The following is a 23,774-nucleotide window of genomic DNA, read 5'->3' on the forward strand; positions in this document are numbered from 1 at the left end:
TGGGGGAACCACCATGCCTGCCGCCCTCGCTCTCCTCTCCGCCGCCTTCGTCGTCGGCTTCGAGCAGATCGTCCAGTCGAAGTACGGTGCCACTGGCATTATCGGCCTGCTGTTGCTCACCGTGGGCATCAAGGCCAAGAGTCCGGCGTTCAGCTCCGCCGGCGCGGTCCTGCTCGCGCTGATGCTCGCCGGACCCGCCCTGTAAGAGTTCTGCAATGTAAGAGTTCCGGGGGCTGCCTACGACGTCAGGTGCAGCTCCGAACTGATCGTCTCCCACAGGGCGTCGAACCATCGCGTGGACTGGTCCACGAACATGGTGTCCCGCAGCCCCGCGCCCTGTTCGAAGGCGAAGAGCATCGACCGCGTGCCCTCGGCGTCGTACGTCTGCAGGTGCTCGTGGTCGATCTCCCGCTCGTGGCGCGCCAGCGTGTAGTACGCGAACAGCGCCTCCGCCCCGTTGAGCAGGTACAGCTTGACCGGCGGGGTGAACGGCAGCGCCCGGAAGGTGACGTGCACGTCGATGCCGTGCGTGGCGCGCAGCGCCAGCAGGTTGTGCCGCAGCACCTGGCCCTGTGCGTTGCGCTGGGCCAGCCAGCGGTCGTGGACCGCACCCTCGGCCGAGGCGTCGGCCGCCACCGCGGTCGGGAACGCGAGGTCGATGTCCCGGCTCGGCAGCAGCACCCGGACGTCGATCTTGGCCGGTTCCAGCCGCCCCGCGTGGATGAGCCGCAGCGGCCCGCCGAGCGCGAGGTTGAGCGAGACCGAGGTCAGGCAGAGCGCGTCGATCCTCACGTGCGAGGCCGCGAAGGCCGCCTCTATGCGCGGGGTGAGGCCCACCATGGTCGGCTGCGGCGGTGGCGCCGAGCCCACGGCGAGCCGTAGCGGGCCCGGACCCGGGGCCACCGTCGCCGGAGCGCCCTTCGACACGTTGGTGAGCAGGTGCTCCGACTGGAGGATGCGCAGCGCCTGCCGCACCGCCCCGCGTTCGACGCCGAACTCGTCGGCCAGTTTGGCCTGCGTGGGCATGCGCTGGCCGGGCCGCAGCTCCCCGGACCTGATCCGGGTGCGCAGCTCGTCGGCCACCTCTCGGTGTGACGCCTGAGGCCGCTGTGACCTCTTCCGTCCATTGACGGAGGCGTGTTCCGGGTCCACGGACAAACAGTACAACTTCCCGCCATCTTTCGGCAGTTCACGGGAAGGTGGTTATGAGTCGCATCCAAGTGGAGATAAGTACTATGGAGTTGGTCACCAACTCCAGCGACATGGTCATACTTCCTCGGCGGTTGGCCAGCCGGGTTCCCTTCCGGAGGGGAGCCGGGAGCCCGGTCCACCTGGGCCGGCCGTCGGGGCGCGCGGCCAGCACCACCGGCACAGTCACAACTGAACACCGACAACCGAACACAGGCAGACCCGCACAGCCACAACTTCACAGCTCGCTACGGATGAGCAGCACAGCACGGCTCAGCACAGTCACAAGTGAACACAGGTGATTCAGGCACCGTCCCCGGGAGGAAGGAGCACCTCAGAAGATGTCCGGGCACCAAGGACGCCCGGACGCGCGCAACAGGGCGTCGGCCTCCCGGGCGGCGCCCACTCGCTCTTCCTGGACCCGTCCCAGGGCGTGCAGCCGCGCCACGGACTGGTCTCCGAGCCAGACGCTCGCCAGCTCGGCGATGTCGAGGGCGAGGTCGGGGGTGTCGGTGGTCGGGGTGCAGGACGCCCCATCGGGGGAGGCGTCCAGCCGGAACCGGCCGCCGGCCAGCCCCTGCCGGTCCACCACGTCGAGGACCACAGAGCCCGCCCTGTCGTACGTCCGCGCCTCCAGGGCCCGTACGACGTCCAGGATCGGCACCCACAGCCAGTCCGCCTGGTTGGTGACCCGTGCGGCGCGCGGGTCGGGCAGGTAGTGCGGCAGCAGGTCGTCCGGCGACCGCCAGCCGCTCTTCACCCTGGTGATCCAGTCGATCGAGCACAGGTAGTGCCACAGCGCGCGCTCGGCCGCCGGGGTCGCGCCGAGCAGCCACTGCACCTCGGCGGTGTTGTACGGCTGCTTGCCCTGCCAGTTGTCGTCCGACTCGTAGGACGCGATGCCCTCCACCTCGCCGGCCGCCGAGCGGTACACCGCGAAGTAGGGCTCCTTCCACTCCTCCTCGAAGCGGACCACGCCGGTGCGCAACTGCCACCACAGGTCGCTGCGGCTGACCGCGCCCGGGGTGCTGCGGCGGATGCGTTCGTGCAGGTCGGGGCCGAGCTTGCGGATGTCCTCGCCGTCGACGAGATCGATCCGGCCGCCGTCCTCGGGGCGCGCCCAGCGCGGGTCGAGGCCGGTCCGCGGGACCTCGACCGTCCACTCCGTCAGCGTGGTCGCCGGGCCGAAGCCGTAGCGGCCGTAGATCCGGTACTCGGCGGCGATCAGGGTCGCGACCGCGTCTCCGCGCTCCTTCGCCGCGGCCAGGTCCTGGCTCATCATGCGGGTGAGCAGGCCGCGGCGGCGGTGGGTGGCGGTGACCGTGACGTTGGAGATGGCATCCGCGGGGAGGATCGCGCCGCCGACCGCGGTCAGCTCCTGGTCGAAGGAGCGGAACGTCGCGACGCAGCGGGGGCCGTCGAAGGCGCCGAGAAGTCTGCCCGGCACGAATTGCCTTCGGCGGGCGTCGAGTTGGTCGGGGGTGAGGGTGGGGCGCTGGAGGAAGCCGGTGGACAGGGCGCGGTGCCAGTCGGCGAGTTCGGGTTCGGTTATGGGGCGGACTTCGACGGCGTCAGTCATGACAGCACGGTATGCGTTCGGTTCCGTGGTGCCGATTCATTTTCGGGTGCGGGCCGGTGGGGGCTGGTCGCGCAGTTCCTCGCGCCCCTGAAGACAAAGAACAGGGGCGCTTCGCCTCACGTCAGTAGGTCGTCGACCTGGGCTTCGCCCTCCCGGTAGCGCCTCGTGATCTCGCCGCTGGAGTCGTCGGCCGTTCGCTGGAGGCGCTGGCGTCGGCGTGAGACCTCCTGCTCGTAGCGGACCAGGCGGCCCATCGCCGACGTCAGTTCCGGGTCCGTGCGGGCCTGGAGGTCGGAGAGTTCGACCTCGGCCAGCATGTCGGCCGCCAGCCTGCCGTACTCCTCGTTGTGCGGGGTGCCCAGGGTGACGTGGCGGGCCGAGGAGCGGTGGCGGGCCGGGGCGTCCGTGAGGATCTCCGGGAGGCGGTCCACGACGGCGGCGGCACCCGCCGGGGAGCGGCGGGCCAGTTCCGCGCGCAGGATGTCGATACGGCCCTGGAGCAGCCGTCGTACGTAGCTCAGGTCGGCCTCGTCGCGCTGTGCGTCCCGGCGCAGGACGCGCAGTTCGGGCAGGCTCAGCCGGGCCAGGTCGTGCTCCGGCGGCTCAGCGGGCAGCGGGATGTCCTCCCCGCGCTGTGCGGGCGGCCGGGGCAGGCTCTGCACGCTCTGCGTGCCCTGCGTCTTCAGTCGCCCGGTGCTCGGTGTGCTCATACGTCTCAACCGTCCCCTCGACCGGCGTGTGGAAGCATGGTGCCACCCCAAGTGGCCGCAATGTGACCGAGTGCCCCCGAACGGCCCTAGTTGGGCCGTTAAGGATCAATAATGGGCCGCTGTGGGAGGCATGCGGGCACCGGGCATGATGGTGCGCATGCGAGCGGTGGTACAGCGGGTGGACGGCGCGAGCGTCGTCGTGGACGGCGATACGGTGGGCGCGATCGAGGGCGAGGGCCTGTGCGTGCTCGTCGGGGTGACCCACGAGGACACCAGGGAGAAGGCGGCCCAACTCGCCCGGAAGCTCTGGTCGATCCGCATGCTGGCGGACGAGCGGTCGTGCAGCGACGTCGACGCGCCGCTGCTCGTGATCAGTCAGTTCACGCTGTACGGCGACGCCCGCAAGGGACGGCGGCCGACGTGGAACGCGGCGGCGCCCGGCGAGGTCGCGGAGCCGCTGGTGGACGAGGTGGTCGCGCAGCTGCGGGCGCTGGGGGCGACCGTGGCGACCGGGCGGTTCGGGGCGCAGATGCGGGTGTCGCTGACGAACGACGGCCCGTTCACCGTGCTGCTGGAGATGTGAGCAGCGCCCGGCAGTCCCGGGCCAGCGCCGCCATGCCGAGCTCCTCCGCCGTGCCGAGCGCGGTCCGGGCCAGCGTCTGGGCGGCGGCCCGGGCGCCGGGCGAGCGGGTACGGAGCCGGGCACGGGCCTCGTCCAGGCGGAGCCGGGCCATCTGCGCCGGGTAGCGCTGCGCCGGCCGTACGGCACGGGCGAGGTGCCCGAGCGCGGTCTCCGGTTCGCCGGCGACGAGCGCGAGCAGGGCGCTGAAGCGGGCCGCGGGGCCCAGCAGGACGGTGGGCCAGCCGGCCAGGACCAGTTCGTCGCCGTGCGCGTCGAGGATGGCGCGCAGCGGCGGGACGTACGCCGACAGCTCGGCACGACGGCCTGTGTTGTCGGCGCTGCGGGTACTGCGGGTGCGGTCCGTGCCGTCCGCGTGCTCGGCCAGGGCGGCGCAGACCAGGGCGAGGGTCGCCGCGGTGGGCAGCGCCCAGCCGCTCGGCGGGAACCGGGTGAAGCCGTCGGCGTCGGCGGCGAACGCCCGGAGCTGGTCCGCGGCCTGTTCGTGCAGGCCGGTCTCGCACAGGGCCAGGGCGAGTCCCGCCCGCCACACCGGGAAGTAGCCGCGGCGCTGGACGCCGGCCATCCGCGGGGAGGTGAACAGCTCGGCCAGGCGCCCCTGTTCGTAGCGCAGCCAGAACTCCTGGCCGAGGACGGTCTGGCTGAGGGTGTCCGCGGGCATGGCGAGCCCCGACTCCATCGCCGCCGCGACCTTCCCGGCGTCCCCGAGGATCCACCCCTCGGCGGCGGCGAACTCCCCGCGCCACAGGCTCATCAGGGCGTCCAGCGTGCCCTGTTGCCAGTGGGCGAGCCGGCTGCGGTGCCGGGCCGCGAACTCGCGGTGGCGGCTGAGGGTCGCCTCGGCGGCGGGCACCCGGCCGGTGCGCAGCTGGTCGATGGCGAGGGCGACCAGGGCCTCGCCCTGGAAGTGGGCGGACCGGGACCGGACGGCGAGGTCACGGAGTTCGGTGGAGAGGGCGAGCAGGCTGCGGGCGGGCTCGAAGTCGTACAGGGCCCAGCGGGTCTCGGTCAGGACCTCGGAGCGGGCCTCGTCGCTCACGCCTTCGCCCTCGGCGGCACCGGGGGTCCGGCGAGCGCGTTCGCGCAGCTCCGCGAGCGTCTGGCGGGCCAGCCGGGCGCCGGTGCGGGGTTCGGCGCCGGTGACCGCGGTGTCGTCGCCGATGGACATGGCGAGCTTCTTGGCCCGGTGGGCGGTGAGCTGGAGCCGCAGCTCCACCGCCCGGGTGTCCTCCCGGCCGGCCAGCGCGGCCAGGCAGGCGTCGATGCGGAAGAGCAGGTCGCGGTCGACCTGTCCGGGGTCCGACCAGCGGCGGGCGCTGCGGACGACGGCGTAGGCGCGGGCCAGTTCGTCGCCGCCTGCGGCCTCGTATGCGGCCTGGTAGTGGCGGTCGGCCTCGTACATCTCGCCGAGGAGGTGGCGGGTGTCGCCGCGCCGGATGTGCTGGTCGAACGCGGCACCGTAGCCGCTCGGCCGGGCGCCCGGGGAGAGCGCGGGGTCCGGGTCCGGGCGGCGGCGCGTCCCGCGGACGGACCGGGCGGCGGCGCCCTCCTGCCTCCCGTCCGGCTGCCTCCCGTCCGGCTGTCTCCCGTCCGGGCTCTCGTCCCGTCTCTCGTGCTGCTCGGAGCCGGGCGGCAGCAGGGCGAGCAGGGCGCCGTCGGCGCGCAGGGCGGCGTCGCAGCGCTCGGCCAGCAGCCGGCCCGCGGGCCGCAGGCCGTTCTCCACCCGGCTGAGGTAGCTCTTGCTGTAGTGGACCCGGCGGGCCAGCTCGGCGAGGGAGAGCTCGGCGGCCTCCCGGCGGACGCGCAGCGCCTCGGCGAACTCCTCCTGCGGTGTCACCGCGCCTCCCCCCGGGGCACGCGCGCATCGGGTCGAACACGTGCACAGCGTGTCCAAGCGGTCGCCGCCCGTTGCCAATTATGAACTGGCAACGGCATGTCCCGCAGCGCGGTTCCGGAGATCCACAGCTTGTGGAGAAAGAACGCGCGAGGACAGACGGAGGGACTAGGGCTCGACGATCACTTCCTGTGCCGCGGCCGTCTCCCCCGCGACCAGCCGGGCGTCCACCGGGACGTTCCGCTTGACCAACGCCAGGGCCACCGGCCCCAGTTCGAAGTGGCGCACGGACGTCGTCACGACGCCGATCCGCCGGCCGTCCTCGCCGTCGTCGGCCACCCGGATCTCGGTGCCGTGCGGCGGCAGGTGGACGTCGCTGCCGTCCAGGTGGAGGAAGACCAGGCGGCGCGGCGGCTTGCCGAGGTTCTGCACCCGGGCCACGGTCTCCTGGCCGCGATAGCAGCCCTTCTGGAGGTGCACGGCGGTGCCGATCCAGCCCAGCTCGTGCGGGATGGTCCGGTGGTCGGTCTCGAAACCGAGCCGGGGCCGGTGGTGCTCGACGCGCAGCGCCTCGTAGGCGAGCAGCCCGGCCGCAGGGCCCGCCTTCTCGGCGTACGCCTCCAGGCCGGCGCGGGGCAGGAAGAGATCACGGCCGTACGCCGTCTCGCGGACGACGGCGTCCTCCGGGGCCTCGGCGATCGAGCCGGCCGGCAGGTGGACGACCGCGAAGTCGTCGGTGCGGTCGGCGACCTCCACCCGGTAGAAGAACTTCATCGACTCCAGGTAGGCGATCAGCGCCTCCTGGGTGCCGGGCTCGACGTGGGCCCAGACGGCCGTGCCGTCGTCGACCAGGTACAGCGCGTGCTCGATGTGGCCGTGCGCGGAGAGGATCAGCGCCTCGGTGGCCTCGCCGACGGGCAGGTCGCTGACGTGCTGGGTGAGGAGCAGGTGCAGCCAGCTCAGCCGGTCCTCGCCGGTGACGGCCACGACCCCGCGGTGGGAGAGGTCGACGAAACCGGCGCCGTCGGCGAGGGCGCGCTGCTCGCGGAACAGGTCGCCGTAGTGCGCGGCGACACCTTCGTCCACGCCCTCGCCGGGGACGGCGCCGGGCAGGGACAGCAGAGGGCTCTTCATATGCATAAGCCTACGACTCGGTAATTGAACTCTGGACGGATGCGGACGCAGACGCAGACGCGGAGGCGGCGGACGGCCCCTTGGCTCTCTTCAGCGCGCAGTCCTTGCAGCGCCCGAAGATCGCGAAGTGTTTCATGTCCGTCTCGAAGCCGAAGTCACGCCGCAGCTTGGCGGTGAACTCCGCGGCCACCGCCACGTCCGCCTCGATCACGTTCTCGCAGTCGCGGCAGACCAGGTGGATGTGGTGGTGCCGGTCGGCGAGATGATACGTCGGCGCACCGTGCCCCAGATGGGCATGGCTGACCAGCCCGAGCTCCTCCAGGAGCTCCAGGGTCCGGTAGACCGTCGAGATGTTGACCCCCGACGCGGTCTTCCTCACCTCACCGAGGATGTCGTCGGGGGTCGCGTGCTCAAGGGTGTCCACGGCTTCGAGCACGAGTTGCCGCTGCGGCGTCAGCCGGTAGCCGCGCTGCCTGAGGTCGCTCTTCCAGTCGGTGCTCACCACACCGAAAGTCTAGAACTACTTCCGAATTCCAGAACTACTTGAAGAACGCGATGCCGTCGTCCGGCATGTCGTCGGGGAGGGCCTTGGCCCAGCGCTCGACGTCCTCCGGGGTGACGACCTTCTTCAGGTGTGCCGACATGTAGGGGCGCAGCTCGACCTCGGGGGTCTGCTTCTCGCCGACCCACATCAGGTCGCTCTTGACGTAGCCGTAGAGCCGCTTGCCACCGGTGTACGGGGCGGAGGCAGCCGTCCGGGCCACGGCGTCCGTGACCAGGTCGATCTGCGGCTTCTGGTCGGCCATCTCGCCGTACCAGATCTCGATCACGCCGTCGTCGCGGACCATCGTAATCTCGACCTTGCGCTGGGCGTCGATGCGCCAGAAGCCGGACTCCGACTCCAGCGGGCGGACCTTGTTCCCGTCGTGGTCCAGCACCCAGGTGTGGGAGTGGTACTCCAGGAAGTCCCGTCCGTCGTGACTGAAGGTGACTTCCTGGCCGAAGTTGCACTTCTCCGACCCCGGGAAGTCGTGGACGCCGGCGCCGGCCCAGCTGCCGAGCAGGAAGGCCAGCGGGACCAGGTCCCTGTGCAGGTCGGACGGAATCTCGATCATGAGTGGTGGTTCCTAGGCTCGGGCTCGGACTCGGTTCAGCGCTGGCCCTGGTACAGCTTCTTCACGGTCAGCCAGGCGAAGGCGAGGACGCCGACGCAGACCAGGACCAGCAGGGTTTCGAAGAAGGCTTCCACGGGTGCTCCTTGAGCGAGGGCGGGCGTACGTACAAGAGCCGGGCCCCAGCTTACGCGGCCCGGGCCCGGCGCTCCTGGCGAGGTACACCCCCGCGGGGTCACTCCGGCCTGCCGGGTGCCGTACGGCTTGAGCACCCGCTCGGCGGCGGCGACGGTACGGACCGTGGCCCGGTTCTCCACGATCCGTGCGCCACAGGAGACTCATGGTCCGTTCCATGAGTTGTACAAGGATCAACCACGATCAGGACACCGCCGCGAGCCAGGCAGTCGCCCCCGCCGCGAGCAGAAGCGTGAGGTTGAGGGCCACTTGGCGGTCCCCCGTCCTCAGGTGGACCCCGACCGCGCCGACCTGGAGCACGGCGAACCCCACGGCGGCGGCCAGGCCCAGCCAGGGCGCGACACCGGTCAGGCGCGGCAGGACCAGGCCGGCCGCGCCGAGGATCTCGACGCCGCCGATCGCCCGCACGGCCGGCATCGGTGTGCCGTCCACCCACGCCATCATCGGCAGCAGCCGTTCCCTGCTCCCCACGGCCTTCAGCCCGCCCGCGTAGAGGTAGAAGAGGGCGAGCAGACCGGCGACGATCCAGTAGGCGACGCTCATGAGCCGGTGGCCGGTTCGGTGGCGTAACGGCTCATGATCCCGGCGCTCGCCCGCGGGTCCGGCGCCTCACCGGTGGCGAACAGGTCGCGCAGGTCCCGGAAGTACTGCACGTACAGGTCGGGCGTGAACGTGCTGACCATGACGGCCGGTTCGCCGGTGACGTTGGCGAAGGTGTGCGGGGCGCCGGACGGCACCATGACGAGGGTTCCGGCGGTGGCGTCGTGCTCCTCGTCCCCGACGGTGAAGCGCACCGAGCCGGAGACGATGTAGAAGCCCTCGTCGTGGCGGGCGTGCCGGTGCTGCGGCGGGCCGGGGGTGTGCGGCGCGAGGACGGACTCGGCGAGGCCGAGGCGGTGGCCGGTGGTACGGCCGTCCTCCAGGACCCGCATCCGGGTCGTGCCGAGCATCAGCACCTCGCCGTCGCCGGGCCCGACGACGGATACCGCGGGACGGTCGTTGCTGTCGTAAGTCGTCATGCTCCGATTCGACGGCCGGGGCGGTCCGGCTGTCCAAGACCTGTTCCGCCGCCCCGATACCCGGTCGGTATCGTTGCTGTATGGAGCGTATGGAGCGCATGGACCGGATAGAGCTACGGACGTTGCGTTATTTCGTGGCGGTCGCCGAGGAACTCCACTTCGGCCGGGCCGCCGCACGGCTCCATATGAGCCAGCCCCCGCTGAGCCGCGCCATCAAGGCGCTGGAGACCGAGACCGGCGCGCTGCTCTTCGAGCGGTCACCGGCCGGGGTCGCCCTGACCCCCGTCGGGACCGTCCTCCTCGACGAGGCCCACGCGCTCCTCGACCACGCCGACCGGCTGCGCGTGCGGGTCGCGACGGCGGCCGAGAACGCCGTGCTGACCGTCGGCCTCATGGGCGACTGCCGGGATCCGGGCGTACGGCGACTGGCGCACGCGTACCGCGAACGTCACCCGGGGGTCGAGGTCCACATCCGCGAGACCGACCTGACGGACCCCACCTGCGGGCTGCACGCCGGTGCCGTCGATGTCGCGCTCACCCGCGCGCCGTTCGACGGAACAGGGCTGGTGGTGACGGAGTTGCAGGCCGATCCGGTGGGGGCGCTGCTCCGCGCCGACGACCCGCTGGCCGGCCGGGCGAGCCTGCGACTGGCCGACCTCGCCGACCGGCGGTGGTTCCGGCTCCCGGAGGGCACGGACCGAACGTGGCAGTCCTACTGGCACGGCGGAGAGGTACGGGAGGGGCCGGTGGTGCGCACGGTTCAGGAGTGCCGACAGGCGGTGGTGTGGAACGGCACGGTGGGCATGACCCTGGCCGGCCATGCGCCGGTGGAGGGACTGGTGGTGGTACCGGTGGACGACATGCCGCCCAGCCGGGTGGTGCTGGCCTGGCGGGACGGGGACGGGAATCCGTTGCTGCGGTCGTTCGCGCAGGTGGCGGCCGAGGCCTACGGCTGATCGGGGTCAGAGGAAGACGCGAGCGATGTCGAGCCACTTCCGCGCGTCCTCGCCGACCGCGGTGAGGCCGGTCTCGGCGAGGGACCTGCGGTGCGTGACCCGGAGACAGAAGTCGAGGGCGCTGCCCCGGACCCGCTGCACGGCGTCCTCGGGACCCCACCCCCAGGCCTGACCGTCGGGACCGGTCAGCTCGACCCGGAACGGCTCGGCGGGGAGAGGCAGTTGGGCGGCGTAGAAGGACAGCTCGCGTCCGATCACGCCCAGCGAGGCGATGTGCCGGAGCCGGTCCGTCGGGCGGTGCGGGACGCCGAGGGTGTCGTAGACGTCCTGGCCGTGCGCCCACGTCTCCATCAGCCGGAGCGGCACCATGAGCGCCGCGGTGAGCCGGGAGCCGTACCAGGGGAAGCCGCGGTCCAGTGCAAAGTCACACAGCGCCGCCGCCACCTCGGCCCGCCCCGCCCGCCACTCCTCCAGCAACGCCGACCGGGGCCTCGCCGCACCCTCGGCGGCGTCGCGATCGGCATCGTGCCCGCCCGCGTCGAACGCGTCGGGCTTCCGTACGGCGACCAGGACGTTCGCGTCAGCCGCCGCGAGGTGAGCGATCTGGTGGGCGATCGTCCAGCCCTCGGCCGGCGTGGGCAGCGACCAGTCGTCCTGCGCCGACACCAGCGCGTCCAGCGCGTCGCCTTCGGCCACCAGGTCGGGCAGAGCGAGGTCCGGCTCTAATCCCGAGGTGTCGAGACCGTAGTCCAACATCAGCGCCCCACCCGCTCGACGAAGGCCGCCCAGGCGGAGGCCTCGAAGAGGAGGGTCCCGCGGGAGGGGTCCTTGCTGTCACGGACGGGGACGAGGGAGGGGATGTCGGTGGCGACTTCGAGGCATTCGCCGCCGTCTTGGTTGCTGTAGCTGCTCCTGCGCCAGGTGATGTCGCTCAGGTCGATGACTCGCATGGCGCTTCCTCCAGCATCCGCTCGATGAACTGCCGTGACTCGTCCGGGGATAGGGACAAATCACGTACCCGATCGTATCGGAGCTGAAGGTGTTCGACGGCGGCTGTTTCTTGCACGAGTTCGCCGGAATAGCCGGTCTCGACCCAGGCCACGGTCTGCCCACTGGGACCACGCAGGAACATGGTGTGGGTGTTTGTCAGACCATGAAGACCAACGGACATCGGCAGCACCTGGATCGTGACGTTGAGCCGGTGACTCATCAATTCCAGGTGCTCCAACTGCCCCTGCCACTCGTCGCGTTCCTGTAGCGGCGTGCGCAGTACGGCTTCGGAGAGAATCGCGCGGAACTGGGGGCAGTCATCCCTCAGCAGCGCCTCACGTCGGCCCATACGAGCCTCGACCTGCGCTCCCAGTTCGTCACCCTTCAGCCCACCCTGCCTCAGCAACTCCGTCGCGTACTCAGGAGTTTGCAGCAGGCCCGGGAGGAGGCTCGGCGAGTACTGCCACATACTCACCGCCTCCGCCTCCAGCACCATGTACCGCCGGTACCGCTCCCGGAACTGCGCGGGATCCGCCATCGCCAGCTCCCACAATGCCAGCAGCAGCCCCGGCGTTCCGTAGAACTGGTCCAGCGCCTGGACCACCTCGGGGCCGCCCAGCGTGTGCCCGTTCTCCAGCTTCCCGAACTGGGACGGGTCCCAGCCCAACCGCTCGGCCAGCTCCCGTAAGCTCACCCCCTTCTCCGCCCGCAGCAACCGCAGCTCCTCCGCGAACCGCTGCCTCGGCTCCTGGCTGCGTCCCGTCACCACCCGCCTCTGCGGCACCGGACCCCTCCCTGACTCCCCGTGGAATTTGTGGAATTAGCGCCGCCAGACGGGGAAGAACCGGTCCTTCTCGGCGCGCCGCCCCCACCTCATGGCCATCCTCGTAGCAGCCTCGACACGCAGAGTAGTCCAACTCTCGCATTTCGTATAGATGTTGGACAAAAGGAGCGAATGCCATGGAGCCCGGAACCCTGCTCTACGACACCGCCACCGACCAGGTCGGCGAGTACCGGGACCGGTCGGGGCCGTACGCGATGCTGCGTCCCGTGGGGGGAGGGAGAGAGTGGCAGGCGCATCCGTCGACGCTGCGGCCGGCCACCGACAGAGAGCGGCTCAGCGCGGGCGTGCGGGCGGCGAACGACCGTACCTGGGCGGTGCCGCCGGTCCCCGAGGACCTCGGCCGCCCGCCGTGGCCGGTGCCCGGCTGCGCCGACTGCGCGCACCTCGACGGCCTGCGGGAGACCGCCCGTGCCGCTTACGACCACAGCGCGGCCACCGACGCGAACGTGCTGCTGCGCCAGCACCAGCGGGCGGAGCACTCGTGACCCGGCACGCGTTCGCGGCCCGCGCGGCGCTCAGCCCCGCGTGATCGCCCGGGCCGTGCGGGCGGCCTTCTCCTCCGTGTCCGCGAGGGCGCCGCTGCCCACGCCGAACAGGCCCTGGCGAAGGAAGACGGCGAGGCCGTGTGCCGCACCGGCGACGCGGAGCAGCAGGTCGTACGCGTCGTCCGGGTCCGGGGCCAGCCGGCGGGCGACCGGCAGCAGGAGAGCGGTCAGCTCGTCGCCGGCGGAGGCCAGCTCGGCGAACCGGGACTTGTCCAGGCCCGCGTGGAAGGTGATGTCGAAGAGGGCGGGTTCCTCGGCGGCGAACCGGACGTAGGCGGCGGCGAAGGCGGCCAGCTGCTGGACCGGGTCCGCGCTGCCGGCCAGCGCGCGGGCGAAGCGGTCGCGCTGCTCGCGGTAGCCCCGCGTGGCGAGCTCGGCCAGCAGGGTCTCGCGGTCGGCGAAGTGCTTGTAGGGCGCCGCGACGCTGACGCCCGCCCGGCGGCTCGCCTCGGCCAGGGTGAAGCCGTGCGGGCCCTTCTCGCCGACCAGTTCGAGGGCCGCGCGCAGCAGGGCGTTGCGCAGGTCTCCGTGGTGGTGGCCGGTGGAGCGCCGCTTGACGGGAGAGCTCATGGGGTTAAGGTTAACACCACTTACCAGGTAAACGGCATTAACCAGTGCCGTTGCCCAGTGCTGCCGCGCTGCCGCGCAGTCGACCATGGGAGTCGCCATGCCCTCCGCCCGTTTCCACCACGTCAGCCTCTCCGTCGCCGACCTCACCGCCCAGGAGGCCTGGTACGGCAGCGCCTTCGGGCTCACCCACGTGGACGAACGCCTGGAACTGCCCGAGGCGGGCGTCCGTACCGTCGTCCTCAGCGACGGGGACGGTCTGCGCGTGGAGTTCGTGGAGCGGCCCGGGTCGAGCCCGGCCGCGCCCGCCGACCCCTTCGCCGCCACCGCCGTGCAGACCTTCACCCACCTCGCCCTCCAGGTCCCCGACCTCGACGGCGCGTTCGCCCGGCTGACCGGCGAATGCGGCGCGGCCCCGGTGTCGCCTCCCGCCCCCGGGGTCAGCGCGGGCATGCGGTACGCGTACGTCGCCGACCCGGAGGGCAACCTCCTGGAGCTGATCGGGACTTCGCGGACAGGTCCGGTCTAGAGCCGGCCGGCGTCGCGGGCCCGCCCCTCCTGCGGCGGTCCGAGCCGCCAGGGCCGGAGCTTCTCCGGGTTCCGCACCGCCCAGATGCGCCTGATCCGGTCGCCCGCGATCTCGAACGCGAAGACGGTCGCGACGGCGCCGTCCTGCTCCGCGACCAGGCCGGGCAGACCGTTGACCGTGCACTCCAGGAACGTCGTACGGTGGCCCGCCACGCGCGCGATCTCGGCGTACGCACGGGCGATCCGCTCGCCGCCCACGATCGGGTCCAGGTGGGTGACGGCCAGCCCGCCGCCGTCGGCGGTCGCGGTGGCGTCGGGGTCGAGCAGGCCGACCAGGGCGTCGATGTCCTTGGCCTCCCACGCGGCCCGGAACCGCCTGACGATGCCGGCCTGCCCGGCGCCCGGCCCCGCCGGGGCCTGCGCGGTGCGGATACGGCGGCGCGCGGAGGACGCCAGCTGGCGGCAGGCCGCCGGGGTGCGGCCGACGATCCCGGCGACCTCGCCGAACGGATAGCGGAAGACGTCGTGCAGGACGAACGCGACCCGCTCGGCCGGGGTCATCGCGTCCAGGACGACCAGGAAGGCCATGGTCACCGACTCGTCGAGGGTGATCCGGTCGGCCGGGTCGGCCCCGCCGGAGCGTGCGGTGATCCACTCCGTGGGCTCGGGCACCGGTTCCGGGATCCAGTCGCCCACATACGTCTCCCGCCTGGCCCGCGCCGAGCCCAGCAGGTTGAGACAGATACGGCTGGCGACCGTGGTCAGCCAGGCGCCGGGCGCCGCGACGGCCCGCCGCTCGGGCTCGGGCATGGCGTACCAGCGGGCGTAGGTCTCCTGCACGACGTCCTCGGCGTCGGCGAGCGAGCCGAGGAGCCGGTAGGCGAGGTTGATCAGCCGACGCCGCTCGCTCATGACCGCCCCGAGGCCCGGATCGCTCTCCGCGCCCTGTTGCTGCCCGCCGTGCCCACCCTGCTCACCCTGCTCGGCTCCCGTGGTCATGGTCCGCCGTCTCCCTCGTCGCCCGCCCGTGTGGCTGTGCCCCTACCCGGTACGACCGGACAGCGCGCCGGATTGTGAGGCCGCCGGGCCACCTCACATTCCGCGGGGCCGTCTTGTCGTACCGGTGAGGACGACGACAACACGTCGACGGTGAGGGGACTTTCATGAACGACTTCCAGGTCGTCGCGGACCGGGACGAGACCGGGGCACCGCGCGTCGGGTTCGCCGAACCGGCCCCGGCCGAACGGCTGGAACGGACGGCCGCCGCGCTCCGCGCCCACGGGTTCGCCGCCGAGATCCTGGACGACACCGCTGCCGCGCGCGCCCGTGTCCGGGAGCTGCTCCCCGCGGGCGCCACCGTGTTCACCGGGGCCAGCGAGACGCTCCGGCTGTCCGGCATCGACGAGGACATCAACACCGGCGACCGGTACGACGCCGTCCGGCCGCGCGTCCTGGCCATCGACCGGGCCACCGGCGCCGACGAGATCCGCAGGCTGCTCGCCAGTCCCGAGTACGTCGTCAACAGCGTCGCCGCGGTCACCGAGACCGGCTCGCTCGTCCTCGCCTCGGGCAGCGGCAGCCAGCTCCCGGCCAACGCGGGCGGGGCCGCCCACGCGGTCTGGGTCGTCGGCGCGCAGAAGGTGGTGCCCGACCTGGACACGGCGCTGCGCCGCGTCCAGGAACACGCCCTCCCGCTGGAGGACGCCCGCGCCCGGGAGGTGTACGGGTCGCCCAGTGCCGTCAACCAGCTGCTCGTCCTCAACGCGGAGCCCCGTCCGGGGCGCGGGACCGTGCTGCTGCTCCGGGAGGCGGTCGGATACTGACCGGTGGTTACGCTTCCGGTATGGCGAAGAAGCTGGTGATCAAGGTGACGGCGGGGGCGGACGCCCCCGAGCGGTGTTCGCAGGCGTTCACGGTGGCGGCGGTGGCCGTGGCGAGCGGCGTCGAGGTGTCGATGTGGCTGACCGGGGAGTCCGCGTGGTTCGCCCTGCCGGGCCGGGCCGCCGAGTTCGAACTTCCCCACGCGGCCCCGCTCCCCGACCTGGTCGACTCGATCCTGGCCGGCGGCACGCTCACGCTCTGCACGCAGTGCGCGGCCCGCCGGGACATCACGGAGAAGGACGTCATCGAGGGCGTGCGGATTGCGGGGGCGCAGGTGTTCGTGCAGGAGGCGATGGCGGAGGGGACGCAGGCGCTCGTGTACTGAGCGCTCCGCGGGGGGCCGCGATGTGCCGTCTCCCGTCCGCGGCGCCGTCGTGGCTGGTCGCGCCCACGCGGCGGAGCCGCATGTGGATACAGCCCCGCGCCCCTAGGGGCGCCGCTTCTTGCCGTCCAGCTCGTCCCACCACTCGTCCGACTGGGGGTCGCCGGAGGGGTCGTCCCACCAGCGGTCGTCGGGACCGCGGCGGTTCGCGACCATCGCGGCGACCGGCGGGATGACCATGGCCACCACGCACATCCCCACGGCGGCGGGGACGGACCAGATGCGTACGACACCCCACGCCAGGACGAAGAGACCGATGCAGATCCCCATCATGACGAAGTAGACGCGACGGCGACGGGCCAGCATGCATCCAGGGTAGGTCGGCACAGCGACTCCGGCGCCACGACGGAACCCCCGGGCCTACGCCCACCACAGAACCGACGGACGGAGTCCGGCGCAGCGGCCCCGAAGCCTGCGAAGCAGTGCGAGGGACGCGTCAAGAGGGGGCGACGCGACGGCGACGGGCCAGCATGCATCCAGGGTAGGTCGGCACAGCGACTCCGGCGCCACGACGGAACCCCCCGGACCTACGCCCGCCACAGAGCCGACAAGGGCCGCGCCTTCCGGTCCGGGGACTGGGAGGCGCGGCCCTTGCGGGGTGTGCTCAGACCGCGATCGCGACCTCGGCGAGGCCGCCCTGCTGGGCGACGACCGTGCGGTCGGCGGTGGCGCCGGGGACGAGGGCGCGGACGGTCCAGGTGCCCTCCGCCGCGTAGAAGCGGAACTGTCCGGTGGCGGAGGTGGGGACCTCCGCGGTGAACTCGCCGGTCGAGTCGAGCAGGCGGACGTAGCCGACCACGGGCTCGCCGTCCTTCGTCACCTGACCCTGGATCGTGGTCTCACCGGGCTTGATCGTCGAGGGGTCCGGGCCGCCGGCCTTCGCTCCACACATGCTGATACTCCAGAGGTCTTGAACGGTCGGTCTGAGGGGACTTGCGGGGTCCTACTTGTTGGCGCCGAGCTCGATCGGGACGCCGACGAGGCTGCCGTACTCGGTCCAGGAGCCGTCGTAGTTCTTGACGTTCTCGACACCGAGCAGCTCGTGCAGGACGAACCAGGTCAGGGCCGAGCGCTCGCCGATGCGGCAGTACGCGATGGTGTCCTTGGCGAGGTCGACCTGCTCGTCGGCGTAGAGCTCCTTGAGCTCGTCGTCCGACTTGAAGGTGCCGTCGTCGTTGGCGTTCTTCGACCACGGGATGTTGCGGGCCGAGGGCACGTGGCCGGGGCGCTGGGACTGCTCCTGCGGCAGGTGGGCCGGGGCGAGCAGCTTGCCGGAGAACTCGTCGGGGGAACGGACGTCGACGAGGTTCTGCGCGCCGATGGCCGCCACGACGTCGTCGCGGAAGGCGCGGATCGCGGTGTTCTGCGGCTTGGCGGTGTAGGTGGTCTCGGTGCGGTCCGGGACCTCCTCGACCAGCTCGCGGGCGTCCAGCTCCCACTTCTTGCGACCGCCGTCGAGGAGCTTGACGTTCTCGTGGCCGTAGAGCTTGAAGTACCAGTAGGCGTAGGACGCGAACCAGTTGTTGTTGCCGCCGTAGAGGATCACCAGCGTGTCGTTGGCGATGCCCTTCGCCGACAGGAGCTTCTCGAAGCCCTCCTGGTCGATGAAGTCGCGGCGGACCGGGTCCTGAAGGTCCTTGGTCCAGTCGATGCGGATCGCGTTGCGGATGTGGTTCTTCTCGTAGGCGGAGGTGTCCTCGTCCACCTCGACGATCGCGATCTCGGGGTTGTCCAGGTTGTCCTGGACCCAGTCGGCGTCGACCAGGACGTCGCTGCGGCTCATGCTCTTTCTCCTCCGGGGCAGATACGGCGGGGCGTGCGAGTGCGGGTGGTGCGCGCGTCGGCGCGCACGGATGCCCTCGGCGAAGGAGGGCAGGGGGGATGCGGAGGCGGCACGGCCTCCGCCGTCAGAAGGGGCGACAGAGCATGGCGGCGACGCGGCACAGGTCGACTGCCCGCCGCTTCGTGAGATCCGCCTGACGCTTCATGGGCTCGATCGTAGGGACGGATAACGGGGCATGTCACCGGCATGTCGTATGGTGAGACGCGATCGTCCGAATTGCGAGACGCCGGAAGGGCCCGAGGCGTGGTTCCGGGGCGGCCGGGTGCCTGTATCGGTCACCACATCTACGGTACGGACGCGGCCGTCTCGCGTGGTGGAACGGCGCCGGTGGCCGCCGTGCCGCCTCCTACCCGGCGAGCAGGACGTTCGAACCCTTCACCGCGATCTCCACACCGGCCTTCTGCGCCTCGACCTTGTCCAGCTTGATGCCGCCGGGGAGCCGGTCGATCGCCTGCTGGAAGTCGGCGGCCTGCCGCAAGCGGTCCTCGGCGAGGCCGATGCCGGCGAGCTTGGGGAGGTTGTCGGCGTGCACCTGCACGGTGTTGTCCTTGACGGTGACCGTGCTCAGGACGTTCACCTTCTGGTGGGCGCTGACGCCGGGGACGGTGACGTCGACGGTGACCTTGATCTTGCCGTTGCCGCCGTCGGCGAGACCGACGACCTGGCCGGTGAAGCCGAGGCCGAGGTCGGTGGGTTCGGTCTGGGCGTCCTTCAGCAGCTCGGCGTAGGAGATGAACGCGGTGCCGGTGGCGGTCTGCGCGGTGGCGGAGCTGTAGTCGCCGGTGAAGGTGACGTCCTTCATGTCGGCGTTCAGGTCCTGGATACGGATGGTCTTGCCGGCGGTGCCGGTGGTGGCGTCGTAGTCCTTGATGCCGACGTGCACGTCGTCGAGGGTGCCGCTCGCGACCTGGGTGAGGAAGGGGAAGCCCTTGATGGAGACGTCGGGGGTGCTCGCGAGGTCCTCCGTCGTCTTCAGCTTGCCGGCGGCCTCGCCCTGGGCGAAGTGGACCGCGACGCGGTCGACGATCACGAAGAGGACGCCGAGGACCACGACGGTGATCAGAAGGATTCGTAGTGCACGCATGTGGTCGGTTTCCCCCGGGGTCGGCTGCTCACGTCGGTGCCGCCACGCTAACCCTGCGGGAGCGGGCCGACGCAGAATTGTCGAGCACCTGTGACATGTTCCGCGGGGCGGGGGGCCGCTTTCGAGCGCGGCCCGGTGGGGGCTGGTCGCGCAGTTCCCCGCGCCCCTTACGGGCCACTACGACCGCCCCCTCTCTACCAACCGAGACGGGCGGGTGGGTGGGAAAAGCTTTTCGGCCTCGCCCTCTCTACCAACCGAGACGGGTGGGTGGGTGGGGAAGGTCTTTCGGCCTCGCCCCCGGAGGGGCTAGTGGAGGATCCACACCACCGGGGCCGCTGCGGTCAGGGGGAGGGCGACGCCGGCGGTGAAGTGGACGAACCTCGACGGGTAGTCGTAGCTCGCTGCGCGGTGGCCGACGAGGGCGCAGACCCCGGCCGACGCTCCAATGAGGGCACCCTTCGTGCCCAGCCCCGTCATGCCGCCCACCGCGATGCCCGCGCCCGCCGCGGCCAACAGGGACACGACCACCGAGGCCGGGGTCGGCAGGGGCAGCGCCCGGGCCAGGACGGCCACCGCGACCGCCGCCGCGCCGACCGACACCGTGTCGGGGTCCGCGCCGAGGTACCCCGTCGCGATGATCGCCAGCGCCGAGGAGGCGACCGTGGCCATCAGGCCGTACATACGGGTGTCGGGGTCCGCGTGCGAGCGCAGCTGGAGGACGAGGGTGAGCAGCACCCAGACGCCCAGCGGGCCGAGGATCGCCGCCGGGGCCTGGTCGCGGCCGGCCACCAGGACCGCGACGTCCGCCGTGACCCCGCCCAGGAAGGCGAGGGCGATGCCCTGCCGGGCCGGCCACATGCCGTTCAGCCGGAACCAGCCCGCCGCCGTCACGGCCTGGAGGATCACCAGGGGGACGACGAGGGCGTACGAGGAGATCGGCGCCGTCGCCGCCAGCAGCACGCCCAGCAGGGCGGTGAGCAGCGCCGGCTGCATGCCGGGCTCGATGATCGGCGAGCGGCCCTCCAGACGGGCCCGCTGGGCGTCCGTGACGCGCGCGTTGCCGGCGAGGGTGGCGGGACCGTAGCCCGAGTCAGGGTCGGCGGGGGCGGGAGTGGGAGCGGGGTCAGCGGCGGCCCGGGGGGCGCCGTACACCTGCTGCGGCTGCCCCTGCGGCTGCGGTTGCGGCTGCGGTTGCTGTTCGGCGACGTACGGCCGTTCGTACGACTGCGGCGGCAGGTACGCCGTCTCCGCGGCCGGCGCCGTCGGCGGGACGGCCGCCGCCTGCACCGGGGCGTGCGTCTGCGTCTCCCAGGTCTGGCCCTGCCACTGCTGCGTGGCGTACTGCTGCTCGTCGTACCCCCACTGCGGCTGCGCGGGCGGCTGCTGCTGGTAGGGGTCGTAGCCCTCGTACGGCTCGTACGGCTGGTTGGTCATCGCTCTCGCTCACCCTCCTGCGAACGGCGGGAGCACCTCGACCGTGCCGCCCTCGGCCAGCCGTACCGTCTCATGTCCGCGCGTGCCCACGGGGTCACCGTCGACGAGGAAGGAGCATCGCCGCAGGACGCGCGCCAGTTCCCCGGGGTGTCGCGTGCGCACCGCGGTCAGCGCCTCGGCGAGGGTGTCCGCGTCGTACGGCTCCTCGGCGATGCCGGCCGCGGCCTTCGCGGCGGCCCAGTAGCGCACCGTGACCTTGGGCATGCGGTTCCTCGGGAGACTCGGAAGTTCATCAGTCGGCCGTGTACCCGGCTGGGTACGGCTGTGTACTGGGTCAGGCTAGCCCGCCCGGGACGCCGCCCAGTCGCCGATCCTGGCCAGCAGCGCATCGTCCGCCGCGTGTTCCGCGTGGCCCATGCCGGGCTCCAGCCAGAGTTCGGCCCCGCCACCTGCGGCGTCGGCCAGCATCCGGGGATGGTCGACCGGGAAGTAGCCGTCGCTGTCGCCGTGCACGATCAGCAGCGGGGTCGGGGCGATCTTCGGCACCGCCTCCGCCGGGGAGAGCGGCACCGGGTCCCAGTCGCGGTAGTGGATACGGGTGTGGAAGCCGTAGCGGCCGACCAGCCGGCCCTCCGGTCTGGTGACCAGCCAGTGGACGCGGCGCATGGGGGCGGTGCCCCGGTAGTACCAGCGGGCGGGGGACGAGACGGAGACGACCGCGTCCACTCCGGCGTGCAGCGCCGCGTGCCGCAGGACCACCGAGCCGCCCATCGAGAAGCCGACGGTGACGACGCGCGCGTGGCCGAGGTCCCGGGCCCAGGCCACGGCCGCCGCCAGGTCGAGGACCTCGCGGTCGCCGACGGTGGTGCGGCCGGCGGACCTGCCGTGGCCGCGGAAGGAGAAGCTGACCACCGGCGCGTAATCCGTGAGGGCGGCCACCACCCGTCGTACGTGTGGCCGGTCCACGTCTCCCGTGAACCCGTGGGCCATGACGAACACCAGGTCACGGGAAGGTGGCCGGGAACCGTCGTATACGACGGAGGCGGGATCGTATACGGAATCGATGGAAACCCCGTCGTCCGTGCGCAGAAACGTCCGCATAGAGGCGTTTCTGCTCGTCTCATATGTCGGACGAACGGCGGAACGTGCCACATGACCTGCCGGACCGATGCTCATGTGGGCTATTCTGCTGGGCAGAGGACTCGGGCAGCGCCGCCACCGGGTCCTTTTGTGCTTTCGGAAGGGCTGTATACGAAGCGGGAAACTCCAGGTGACCTGCGATGTACGGAGTCTCGGGAGCGCAGCGCAGTGTCATTGCACACAGTCCTCGCAGGGACCGAGGAGGAACCAGACATATGAGTTCTCTGCTGCTCCTGACCAACGCCCTCCAGCCGTCGACGGAGGTGCTGCCGGCTCTCGGCCTGCTCCTGCACAACGTGCGGGTCGCACCGGCCGAAGGGCCCGCACTCGTCGACACCCCGGGTGCCGACGTCATCCTGATCGACGGCCGCCGCGACCTCCCGCAGGTCCGCAGCCTCTGCCAGCTGCTCCGCTCCACCGGGCCCGGCTGTCCGCTCATCCTCGTCGTGACGGAGGGCGGGCTCGCCGCCGTCACCGCCGACTGGGGCATCGACGACGTCCTCCTCGACACGGCGGGTCCCGCCGAGGTCGAGGCGCGGCTGCGGCTGGCCATGGGCCGGCAGCAGATCGTCGCCGACGACTCCCCGATGGAGATCCGCAACGGCGACCTGTCGGTCGACGAGGCGACCTACAGCGCGAAGCTGAAGGGACGGGTCCTCGACCTCACCTTCAAGGAGTTCGAGCTGCTGAAATACCTCGCCCAGCATCCCGGCCGGGTGTTCACTCGCGCACAGCTGCTCCAGGAGGTCTGGGGCTACGACTACTTCGGCGGAACCCGGACCGTCGACGTACACGTACGACGGCTGCGCGCCAAGCTCGGCGTGGAGCACGAGTCCCTGATCGGAACCGTCCGGAACGTCGGTTATCGATTCGTTACGCCCGAGAAGGGCGACCGGGGCGAGCGGGCCGCCGACGCGGCCAAGGCGCACGCGGAGCGGCCAAAGCCGGAGGATGCGGACGCATCGGCGGCCCTGGACGCGGTCGAGGTACCGGCGGAGGCGTAGTCGTCGTCCGGGCGAGGGGTGGCCGTCGCCCGGACGGGGCATTGCTTACGCAAGCGAAGCTTCGATTCGCCCTGCCCAGAGCGGGTCCATCCGCGTAGACTCCGCGCGTGGCCAAGGTGACTCGGGATGATGTGGCGCGGCTGGCGGGGACTTCCACCGCCGTTGTCAGTTATGTCATCAACAACGGACCCCGGCCGGTCGCCCCGGCCACGCGCGAGCGTGTCCTCGCGGCGATCAAGGAGCTGGGGTACCGCCCGGACCGGGTCGCCCAGGCGATGGCGTCCCGGCGCACCGACCTCATAGGCCTCATCATTCCCGACGCCCGTCAGCCGTTCTTCGGCGAGATGGCGCACGCGGTCGAGCAGGCCGCGTCCGAGCGCGGAAAGATGGTGCTGGTCGGGAACACCGACTACGTGGGCGAGCGCGAGGTCCACTACCTGCGCGCGTTCCTCGGGATGCGGGTCTCCGGCCTCATCCTCGTCTCCCACGCGCTGAACGACCTGGCCGCGGCCGAGATCGAGGCCTGGGACGCCCGGGTGGTGCTGCTGCACGAGCGGCCCGAGGCGATCGACGACGTGGCGGTGGTGACCGACGACCTCGGCGGCGCCCAGCTCGCCGTCCGTCATCTGCTGGAGCACGGCTACGAGTACGTGGCCTGTCTGGGCGGCACGGCGGAGACGCCGGCCGTCGGCGACCCGGTCTCCGACCACGTCGAGGGCTGGAAGCGGGCGATGGCCGAGGCGGGCCTGCCGACGGAGGACCGGCTGTTCGAGGCGCCGTACAACCGGTACGACGCGTACCGGATCGCCCTGGAGATCCTCGCCGGACCCAGCCGTCCCCCGGCGATCTTCTGCTCCACCGACGACCAGGCCCTCGGCGTCCTGCGGGCGGCGCGGGAGCTGCGCATCGACGTGCCCGGGGAGCTGGCGGTGGCCGGCTTCGACGACATCAAGGAGGCGGCGCTGGCGGATCCCCCGCTGACGACGATCGCCTCGGACCGCCCGGCGATGGCCCGGGCGGCGGTGGACCTGGTCCTCGACGACAGTCTGCGGGTGGCGGGGTCGCGACGGGAACGCCTGAAGACGTTTCCGTCGCGGCTGGTGGTGCGTGGGTCCTGCGGGTGCCAGTAGTACTTCGGCCTAAAAGCAGGGCGATGCGCTGAGCG

General features: G+C 71.6%; 31 protein-coding genes. 9 read left to right on the forward strand and 22 right to left on the reverse strand.

Going from position 1 to position 23,774, the window contains the following annotated elements; genetic code table 11:
- Positions 1–13 precede the first annotated feature (13 nt).
- Entirely contained in the window at positions 14–205 is a 192-nt protein-coding gene (locus AB0D74_RS40145; protein ID WP_351703347.1) for a hypothetical protein, read from the forward strand.
- 32 nt (positions 206–237) lie between these two features.
- On the opposite strand, the gene AB0D74_RS40150 is transcribed toward AB0D74_RS40145, so the two are convergent.
- From AB0D74_RS40150 to AB0D74_RS40160, 3 genes are all read right to left on the reverse strand, one after another.
- Entirely contained in the window at positions 238–1,158 is a 921-nt protein-coding gene (locus tag AB0D74_RS40150; RefSeq protein ID WP_362598410.1) for a winged helix-turn-helix domain-containing protein, read from the reverse strand.
- 364 nt (positions 1,159–1,522) lie between these two features.
- Entirely contained in the window at positions 1,523–2,767 is a 1,245-nt protein-coding gene (locus AB0D74_RS40155) for a GNAT family N-acetyltransferase (RefSeq protein WP_362598413.1), read from the reverse strand.
- Between the two features lie 116 nt (positions 2,768–2,883).
- Positions 2,884–3,477, reverse strand: a complete 594-nt coding sequence (locus AB0D74_RS40160; RefSeq protein ID WP_362598416.1) for an aerial mycelium formation protein — start codon at positions 3,475–3,477, stop codon at positions 2,884–2,886.
- Between the two features lie 157 nt (positions 3,478–3,634).
- Here AB0D74_RS40160 and dtd point away from each other — a divergent pair, with 157 nt between their 5' ends.
- Positions 3,635–4,060, forward strand: coding sequence for a D-aminoacyl-tRNA deacylase (dtd, locus tag AB0D74_RS40165; RefSeq protein ID WP_362598419.1), 426 nt, complete (start codon positions 3,635–3,637; stop codon positions 4,058–4,060).
- Here the strand turns inward: dtd and AB0D74_RS40170 are convergent.
- The 6 genes from AB0D74_RS40170 to AB0D74_RS40195 form a co-directional block, all read right to left on the reverse strand.
- On the reverse strand, positions 4,038–5,954 hold the full coding sequence (locus AB0D74_RS40170; protein WP_362598422.1) for a helix-turn-helix transcriptional regulator: 1,917 nt from the start codon (positions 5,952–5,954) through the stop codon (positions 4,038–4,040). The two genes, dtd and AB0D74_RS40170, sit on opposite strands and share 23 nt — an antisense overlap.
- Positions 5,955–6,119: 165 nt before the next feature.
- On the reverse strand, positions 6,120–7,085 hold the full coding sequence (locus tag AB0D74_RS40175; RefSeq protein ID WP_362598424.1) for a folate-binding protein: 966 nt from the start codon (positions 7,083–7,085) through the stop codon (positions 6,120–6,122).
- A 10-nt stretch (positions 7,086–7,095) separates the two neighbouring features.
- The gene (locus AB0D74_RS40180) at positions 7,096–7,590 is read right to left on the reverse strand and encodes a Fur family transcriptional regulator (protein ID WP_362598427.1); all 495 of its coding nucleotides are present in this window, start codon (positions 7,588–7,590) and stop codon (positions 7,096–7,098) included.
- Positions 7,591–7,624: 34 nt separating this feature from the next.
- Positions 7,625–8,200, reverse strand: a complete 576-nt coding sequence (locus AB0D74_RS40185; protein WP_362598430.1) for an FABP family protein — start codon at positions 8,198–8,200, stop codon at positions 7,625–7,627.
- Between the two features lie 375 nt (positions 8,201–8,575).
- Positions 8,576–8,935: a DoxX family protein gene (locus AB0D74_RS40190; protein ID WP_362598433.1), complete on the reverse strand. Its 360-nt coding sequence runs from the start codon at positions 8,933–8,935 to the stop codon at positions 8,576–8,578.
- Positions 8,932–9,411 (reverse strand): cupin domain-containing protein, encoded by a 480-nt coding sequence (locus AB0D74_RS40195; protein ID WP_362598436.1) that lies wholly within the window; start codon positions 9,409–9,411, stop codon positions 8,932–8,934. Before AB0D74_RS40195 ends, AB0D74_RS40190 begins: the two co-directional genes overlap by 4 nt.
- A 107-nt stretch (positions 9,412–9,518) precedes the next feature.
- On the opposite strand from AB0D74_RS40195, the gene AB0D74_RS40200 reads away from it, so the two are divergent.
- On the forward strand, positions 9,519–10,367 hold the full coding sequence (locus AB0D74_RS40200; RefSeq protein WP_362598651.1) for a LysR substrate-binding domain-containing protein: 849 nt from the start codon (positions 9,519–9,521) through the stop codon (positions 10,365–10,367).
- 6 nt (positions 10,368–10,373) lie between these two features.
- Here AB0D74_RS40200 and AB0D74_RS40205 read toward each other — a convergent pair whose 3' ends face one another.
- Genes AB0D74_RS40205 through AB0D74_RS40215 form a run of 3 tightly spaced genes read right to left on the reverse strand, consistent with a single transcriptional unit; the run spans position 10,374 to position 12,141 of the window.
- On the reverse strand, positions 10,374–11,123 hold the full coding sequence (locus tag AB0D74_RS40205) for a maleylpyruvate isomerase family mycothiol-dependent enzyme (protein WP_362598438.1): 750 nt from the start codon (positions 11,121–11,123) through the stop codon (positions 10,374–10,376).
- Positions 11,123–11,317, reverse strand: coding sequence for a DUF397 domain-containing protein (locus AB0D74_RS40210; protein ID WP_362598441.1), 195 nt, complete (start codon positions 11,315–11,317; stop codon positions 11,123–11,125). The genes AB0D74_RS40205 and AB0D74_RS40210 overlap by 1 nt, the downstream gene beginning before the upstream one ends.
- Positions 11,299–12,141 (reverse strand): helix-turn-helix transcriptional regulator, encoded by an 843-nt coding sequence (locus tag AB0D74_RS40215; RefSeq protein WP_362598444.1) that lies wholly within the window; start codon positions 12,139–12,141, stop codon positions 11,299–11,301. The genes AB0D74_RS40210 and AB0D74_RS40215 overlap by 19 nt, the downstream gene beginning before the upstream one ends.
- Before the next feature lie 176 nt (positions 12,142–12,317).
- Between AB0D74_RS40215 and AB0D74_RS40220 the strand changes: the two genes are divergently transcribed.
- Positions 12,318–12,686, forward strand: a complete 369-nt coding sequence (locus AB0D74_RS40220; RefSeq protein ID WP_362598447.1) for a hypothetical protein — start codon at positions 12,318–12,320, stop codon at positions 12,684–12,686.
- 30 nt (positions 12,687–12,716) lie between these two features.
- On the opposite strand, the gene AB0D74_RS40225 is transcribed toward AB0D74_RS40220, so the two are convergent.
- A complete protein-coding gene (locus AB0D74_RS40225; RefSeq protein ID WP_362598450.1) occupies positions 12,717–13,316 on the reverse strand; it encodes a TetR/AcrR family transcriptional regulator in 600 nt (199 codons plus the stop codon).
- Between the two features lie 97 nt (positions 13,317–13,413).
- Between AB0D74_RS40225 and AB0D74_RS40230 the strand changes: the two genes are divergently transcribed.
- Positions 13,414–13,842, forward strand: a complete 429-nt coding sequence (locus tag AB0D74_RS40230) for a VOC family protein (protein WP_362598453.1) — start codon at positions 13,414–13,416, stop codon at positions 13,840–13,842.
- Here AB0D74_RS40230 and sigJ read toward each other — a convergent pair.
- Positions 13,839–14,753 carry an RNA polymerase sigma factor SigJ gene (sigJ, locus tag AB0D74_RS40235; RefSeq protein ID WP_362598654.1) on the reverse strand — a complete coding sequence of 305 codons (915 nt, stop codon included), beginning with the start codon at positions 14,751–14,753 and terminating at the stop codon, positions 13,839–13,841. The genes AB0D74_RS40230 and sigJ overlap by 4 nt on opposite strands.
- Before the next feature lie 251 nt (positions 14,754–15,004).
- Between sigJ and AB0D74_RS40240 the strand changes: the two genes are divergently transcribed.
- Positions 15,005–15,664 carry an LUD domain-containing protein gene (locus AB0D74_RS40240; RefSeq protein WP_362598456.1) on the forward strand — a complete coding sequence of 220 codons (660 nt, stop codon included), beginning with the start codon at positions 15,005–15,007 and terminating at the stop codon, positions 15,662–15,664.
- Between the two features lie 20 nt (positions 15,665–15,684).
- Positions 15,685–16,047: a DsrE family protein gene (locus tag AB0D74_RS40245; protein WP_046732507.1), complete on the forward strand. Its 363-nt coding sequence runs from the start codon at positions 15,685–15,687 to the stop codon at positions 16,045–16,047.
- A 102-nt stretch (positions 16,048–16,149) separates the two neighbouring features.
- On the opposite strand, the gene AB0D74_RS40250 is transcribed toward AB0D74_RS40245, so the two are convergent.
- The 8 genes from AB0D74_RS40250 to AB0D74_RS40285 all read right to left on the reverse strand — a co-directional run bounded on the left by AB0D74_RS40250 (position 16,150) and on the right by AB0D74_RS40285 (position 21,641).
- Positions 16,150–16,410, reverse strand: a complete 261-nt coding sequence (locus AB0D74_RS40250) for a DUF3099 domain-containing protein (protein WP_362598461.1) — start codon at positions 16,408–16,410, stop codon at positions 16,150–16,152.
- A 298-nt stretch (positions 16,411–16,708) separates the two neighbouring features.
- The gene (locus AB0D74_RS40255) at positions 16,709–16,996 is read right to left on the reverse strand and encodes a DUF1416 domain-containing protein (protein ID WP_093501297.1); all 288 of its coding nucleotides are present in this window, start codon (positions 16,994–16,996) and stop codon (positions 16,709–16,711) included.
- Between the two features lie 51 nt (positions 16,997–17,047).
- The gene (locus AB0D74_RS40260; RefSeq protein ID WP_362598465.1) at positions 17,048–17,887 is read right to left on the reverse strand and encodes a sulfurtransferase; all 840 of its coding nucleotides are present in this window, start codon (positions 17,885–17,887) and stop codon (positions 17,048–17,050) included.
- Positions 17,888–18,011: 124 nt separating this feature from the next.
- Complete coding sequence (locus AB0D74_RS40265) at positions 18,012–18,092, reverse strand: Ms5788A family Cys-rich leader peptide (protein ID WP_350751515.1); 81 nt, start codon at positions 18,090–18,092, stop codon at positions 18,012–18,014.
- A 201-nt stretch (positions 18,093–18,293) separates the two neighbouring features.
- Complete coding sequence (locus AB0D74_RS40270) at positions 18,294–19,031, reverse strand: DUF2993 domain-containing protein (RefSeq protein WP_362598468.1); 738 nt, start codon at positions 19,029–19,031, stop codon at positions 18,294–18,296.
- 306 nt (positions 19,032–19,337) lie between these two features.
- On the reverse strand, positions 19,338–20,465 hold the full coding sequence (locus AB0D74_RS40275) for a hypothetical protein (protein ID WP_362598471.1): 1,128 nt from the start codon (positions 20,463–20,465) through the stop codon (positions 19,338–19,340).
- Between the two features lie 9 nt (positions 20,466–20,474).
- Positions 20,475–20,729 carry a MoaD/ThiS family protein gene (locus AB0D74_RS40280; protein WP_362598474.1) on the reverse strand — a complete coding sequence of 85 codons (255 nt, stop codon included), beginning with the start codon at positions 20,727–20,729 and terminating at the stop codon, positions 20,475–20,477.
- A gap of 75 nt (positions 20,730–20,804) precedes the next feature.
- The gene (locus AB0D74_RS40285; protein ID WP_362598478.1) at positions 20,805–21,641 is read right to left on the reverse strand and encodes an alpha/beta fold hydrolase; all 837 of its coding nucleotides are present in this window, start codon (positions 21,639–21,641) and stop codon (positions 20,805–20,807) included.
- Between the two features lie 179 nt (positions 21,642–21,820).
- Here AB0D74_RS40285 and AB0D74_RS40290 point away from each other — a divergent pair, with 179 nt between their 5' ends.
- Positions 21,821–22,609 carry a response regulator transcription factor gene (locus tag AB0D74_RS40290; protein WP_362598481.1) on the forward strand — a complete coding sequence of 263 codons (789 nt, stop codon included), beginning with the start codon at positions 21,821–21,823 and terminating at the stop codon, positions 22,607–22,609.
- 107 nt (positions 22,610–22,716) lie between these two features.
- Positions 22,717–23,739, forward strand: a complete 1,023-nt coding sequence (locus tag AB0D74_RS40295; protein WP_362598484.1) for a LacI family DNA-binding transcriptional regulator — start codon at positions 22,717–22,719, stop codon at positions 23,737–23,739.
- Positions 23,740–23,774: the final 35 nt, after the last annotated feature.

It is taken from the genome of Streptomyces sp. NPDC048278, assembly GCF_040652195.1.
In the GTDB taxonomy this organism is placed as follows: domain Bacteria; phylum Actinomycetota; class Actinomycetes; order Streptomycetales; family Streptomycetaceae; genus Streptomyces.

What these genes read in the sequence shown, in the direction of transcription:
- AB0D74_RS40185 (WP_362598430.1), bottom strand. Translation starts at nt 8,200, where the DNA reads ATGATCGAGATTCCGTCCGACCTGCACAGGGACCTGGTCCCGCTGGCC.
- AB0D74_RS40160 (WP_362598416.1), bottom strand. Translation starts at nt 3,477, where the DNA reads ATGAGCACACCGAGCACCGGGCGACTGAAGACGCAGGGCACGCAGAGC.
- AB0D74_RS40280 (WP_362598474.1), bottom strand. Translation starts at nt 20,729, where the DNA reads ATGCCCAAGGTCACGGTGCGCTACTGGGCCGCCGCGAAGGCCGCGGCC.
- AB0D74_RS40145 (WP_351703347.1), top strand. Translation starts at nt 14, where the DNA reads ATGCCTGCCGCCCTCGCTCTCCTCTCCGCCGCCTTCGTCGTCGGCTTC.
- AB0D74_RS40240 (WP_362598456.1), top strand. Translation starts at nt 15,005, where the DNA reads ATGAACGACTTCCAGGTCGTCGCGGACCGGGACGAGACCGGGGCACCG.
- AB0D74_RS40195 (WP_362598436.1), bottom strand. Translation starts at nt 9,411, where the DNA reads ATGACGACTTACGACAGCAACGACCGTCCCGCGGTATCCGTCGTCGGG.
- AB0D74_RS40250 (WP_362598461.1), bottom strand. Translation starts at nt 16,410, where the DNA reads ATGCTGGCCCGTCGCCGTCGCGTCTACTTCGTCATGATGGGGATCTGC.
- AB0D74_RS40245 (WP_046732507.1), top strand. Translation starts at nt 15,685, where the DNA reads ATGGCGAAGAAGCTGGTGATCAAGGTGACGGCGGGGGCGGACGCCCCC.
- AB0D74_RS40230 (WP_362598453.1), top strand. Translation starts at nt 13,414, where the DNA reads ATGCCCTCCGCCCGTTTCCACCACGTCAGCCTCTCCGTCGCCGACCTC.
- AB0D74_RS40220 (WP_362598447.1), top strand. Translation starts at nt 12,318, where the DNA reads ATGGAGCCCGGAACCCTGCTCTACGACACCGCCACCGACCAGGTCGGC.
- AB0D74_RS40190 (WP_362598433.1), bottom strand. Translation starts at nt 8,935, where the DNA reads ATGAGCGTCGCCTACTGGATCGTCGCCGGTCTGCTCGCCCTCTTCTAC.
- AB0D74_RS40210 (WP_362598441.1), bottom strand. Translation starts at nt 11,317, where the DNA reads ATGCGAGTCATCGACCTGAGCGACATCACCTGGCGCAGGAGCAGCTAC.
- sigJ (WP_362598654.1), bottom strand. Translation starts at nt 14,753, where the DNA reads ATGAGCGAGCGGCGTCGGCTGATCAACCTCGCCTACCGGCTCCTCGGC.
- AB0D74_RS40290 (WP_362598481.1), top strand. Translation starts at nt 21,821, where the DNA reads ATGAGTTCTCTGCTGCTCCTGACCAACGCCCTCCAGCCGTCGACGGAG.
- dtd (WP_362598419.1), top strand. Translation starts at nt 3,635, where the DNA reads ATGCGAGCGGTGGTACAGCGGGTGGACGGCGCGAGCGTCGTCGTGGAC.
- AB0D74_RS40265 (WP_350751515.1), bottom strand. Translation starts at nt 18,092, where the DNA reads ATGAAGCGTCAGGCGGATCTCACGAAGCGGCGGGCAGTCGACCTGTGC.
- AB0D74_RS40155 (WP_362598413.1), bottom strand. Translation starts at nt 2,767, where the DNA reads ATGACTGACGCCGTCGAAGTCCGCCCCATAACCGAACCCGAACTCGCC.
- AB0D74_RS40275 (WP_362598471.1), bottom strand. Translation starts at nt 20,465, where the DNA reads ATGACCAACCAGCCGTACGAGCCGTACGAGGGCTACGACCCCTACCAG.
- AB0D74_RS40260 (WP_362598465.1), bottom strand. Translation starts at nt 17,887, where the DNA reads ATGAGCCGCAGCGACGTCCTGGTCGACGCCGACTGGGTCCAGGACAAC.
- AB0D74_RS40175 (WP_362598424.1), bottom strand. Translation starts at nt 7,085, where the DNA reads ATGAAGAGCCCTCTGCTGTCCCTGCCCGGCGCCGTCCCCGGCGAGGGC.
- AB0D74_RS40255 (WP_093501297.1), bottom strand. Translation starts at nt 16,996, where the DNA reads ATGTGTGGAGCGAAGGCCGGCGGCCCGGACCCCTCGACGATCAAGCCC.
- AB0D74_RS40205 (WP_362598438.1), bottom strand. Translation starts at nt 11,123, where the DNA reads ATGTTGGACTACGGTCTCGACACCTCGGGATTAGAGCCGGACCTCGCT.
- AB0D74_RS40225 (WP_362598450.1), bottom strand. Translation starts at nt 13,316, where the DNA reads ATGAGCTCTCCCGTCAAGCGGCGCTCCACCGGCCACCACCACGGAGAC.
- AB0D74_RS40285 (WP_362598478.1), bottom strand. Translation starts at nt 21,641, where the DNA reads ATGAGCATCGGTCCGGCAGGTCATGTGGCACGTTCCGCCGTTCGTCCG.
- AB0D74_RS40270 (WP_362598468.1), bottom strand. Translation starts at nt 19,031, where the DNA reads ATGCGTGCACTACGAATCCTTCTGATCACCGTCGTGGTCCTCGGCGTC.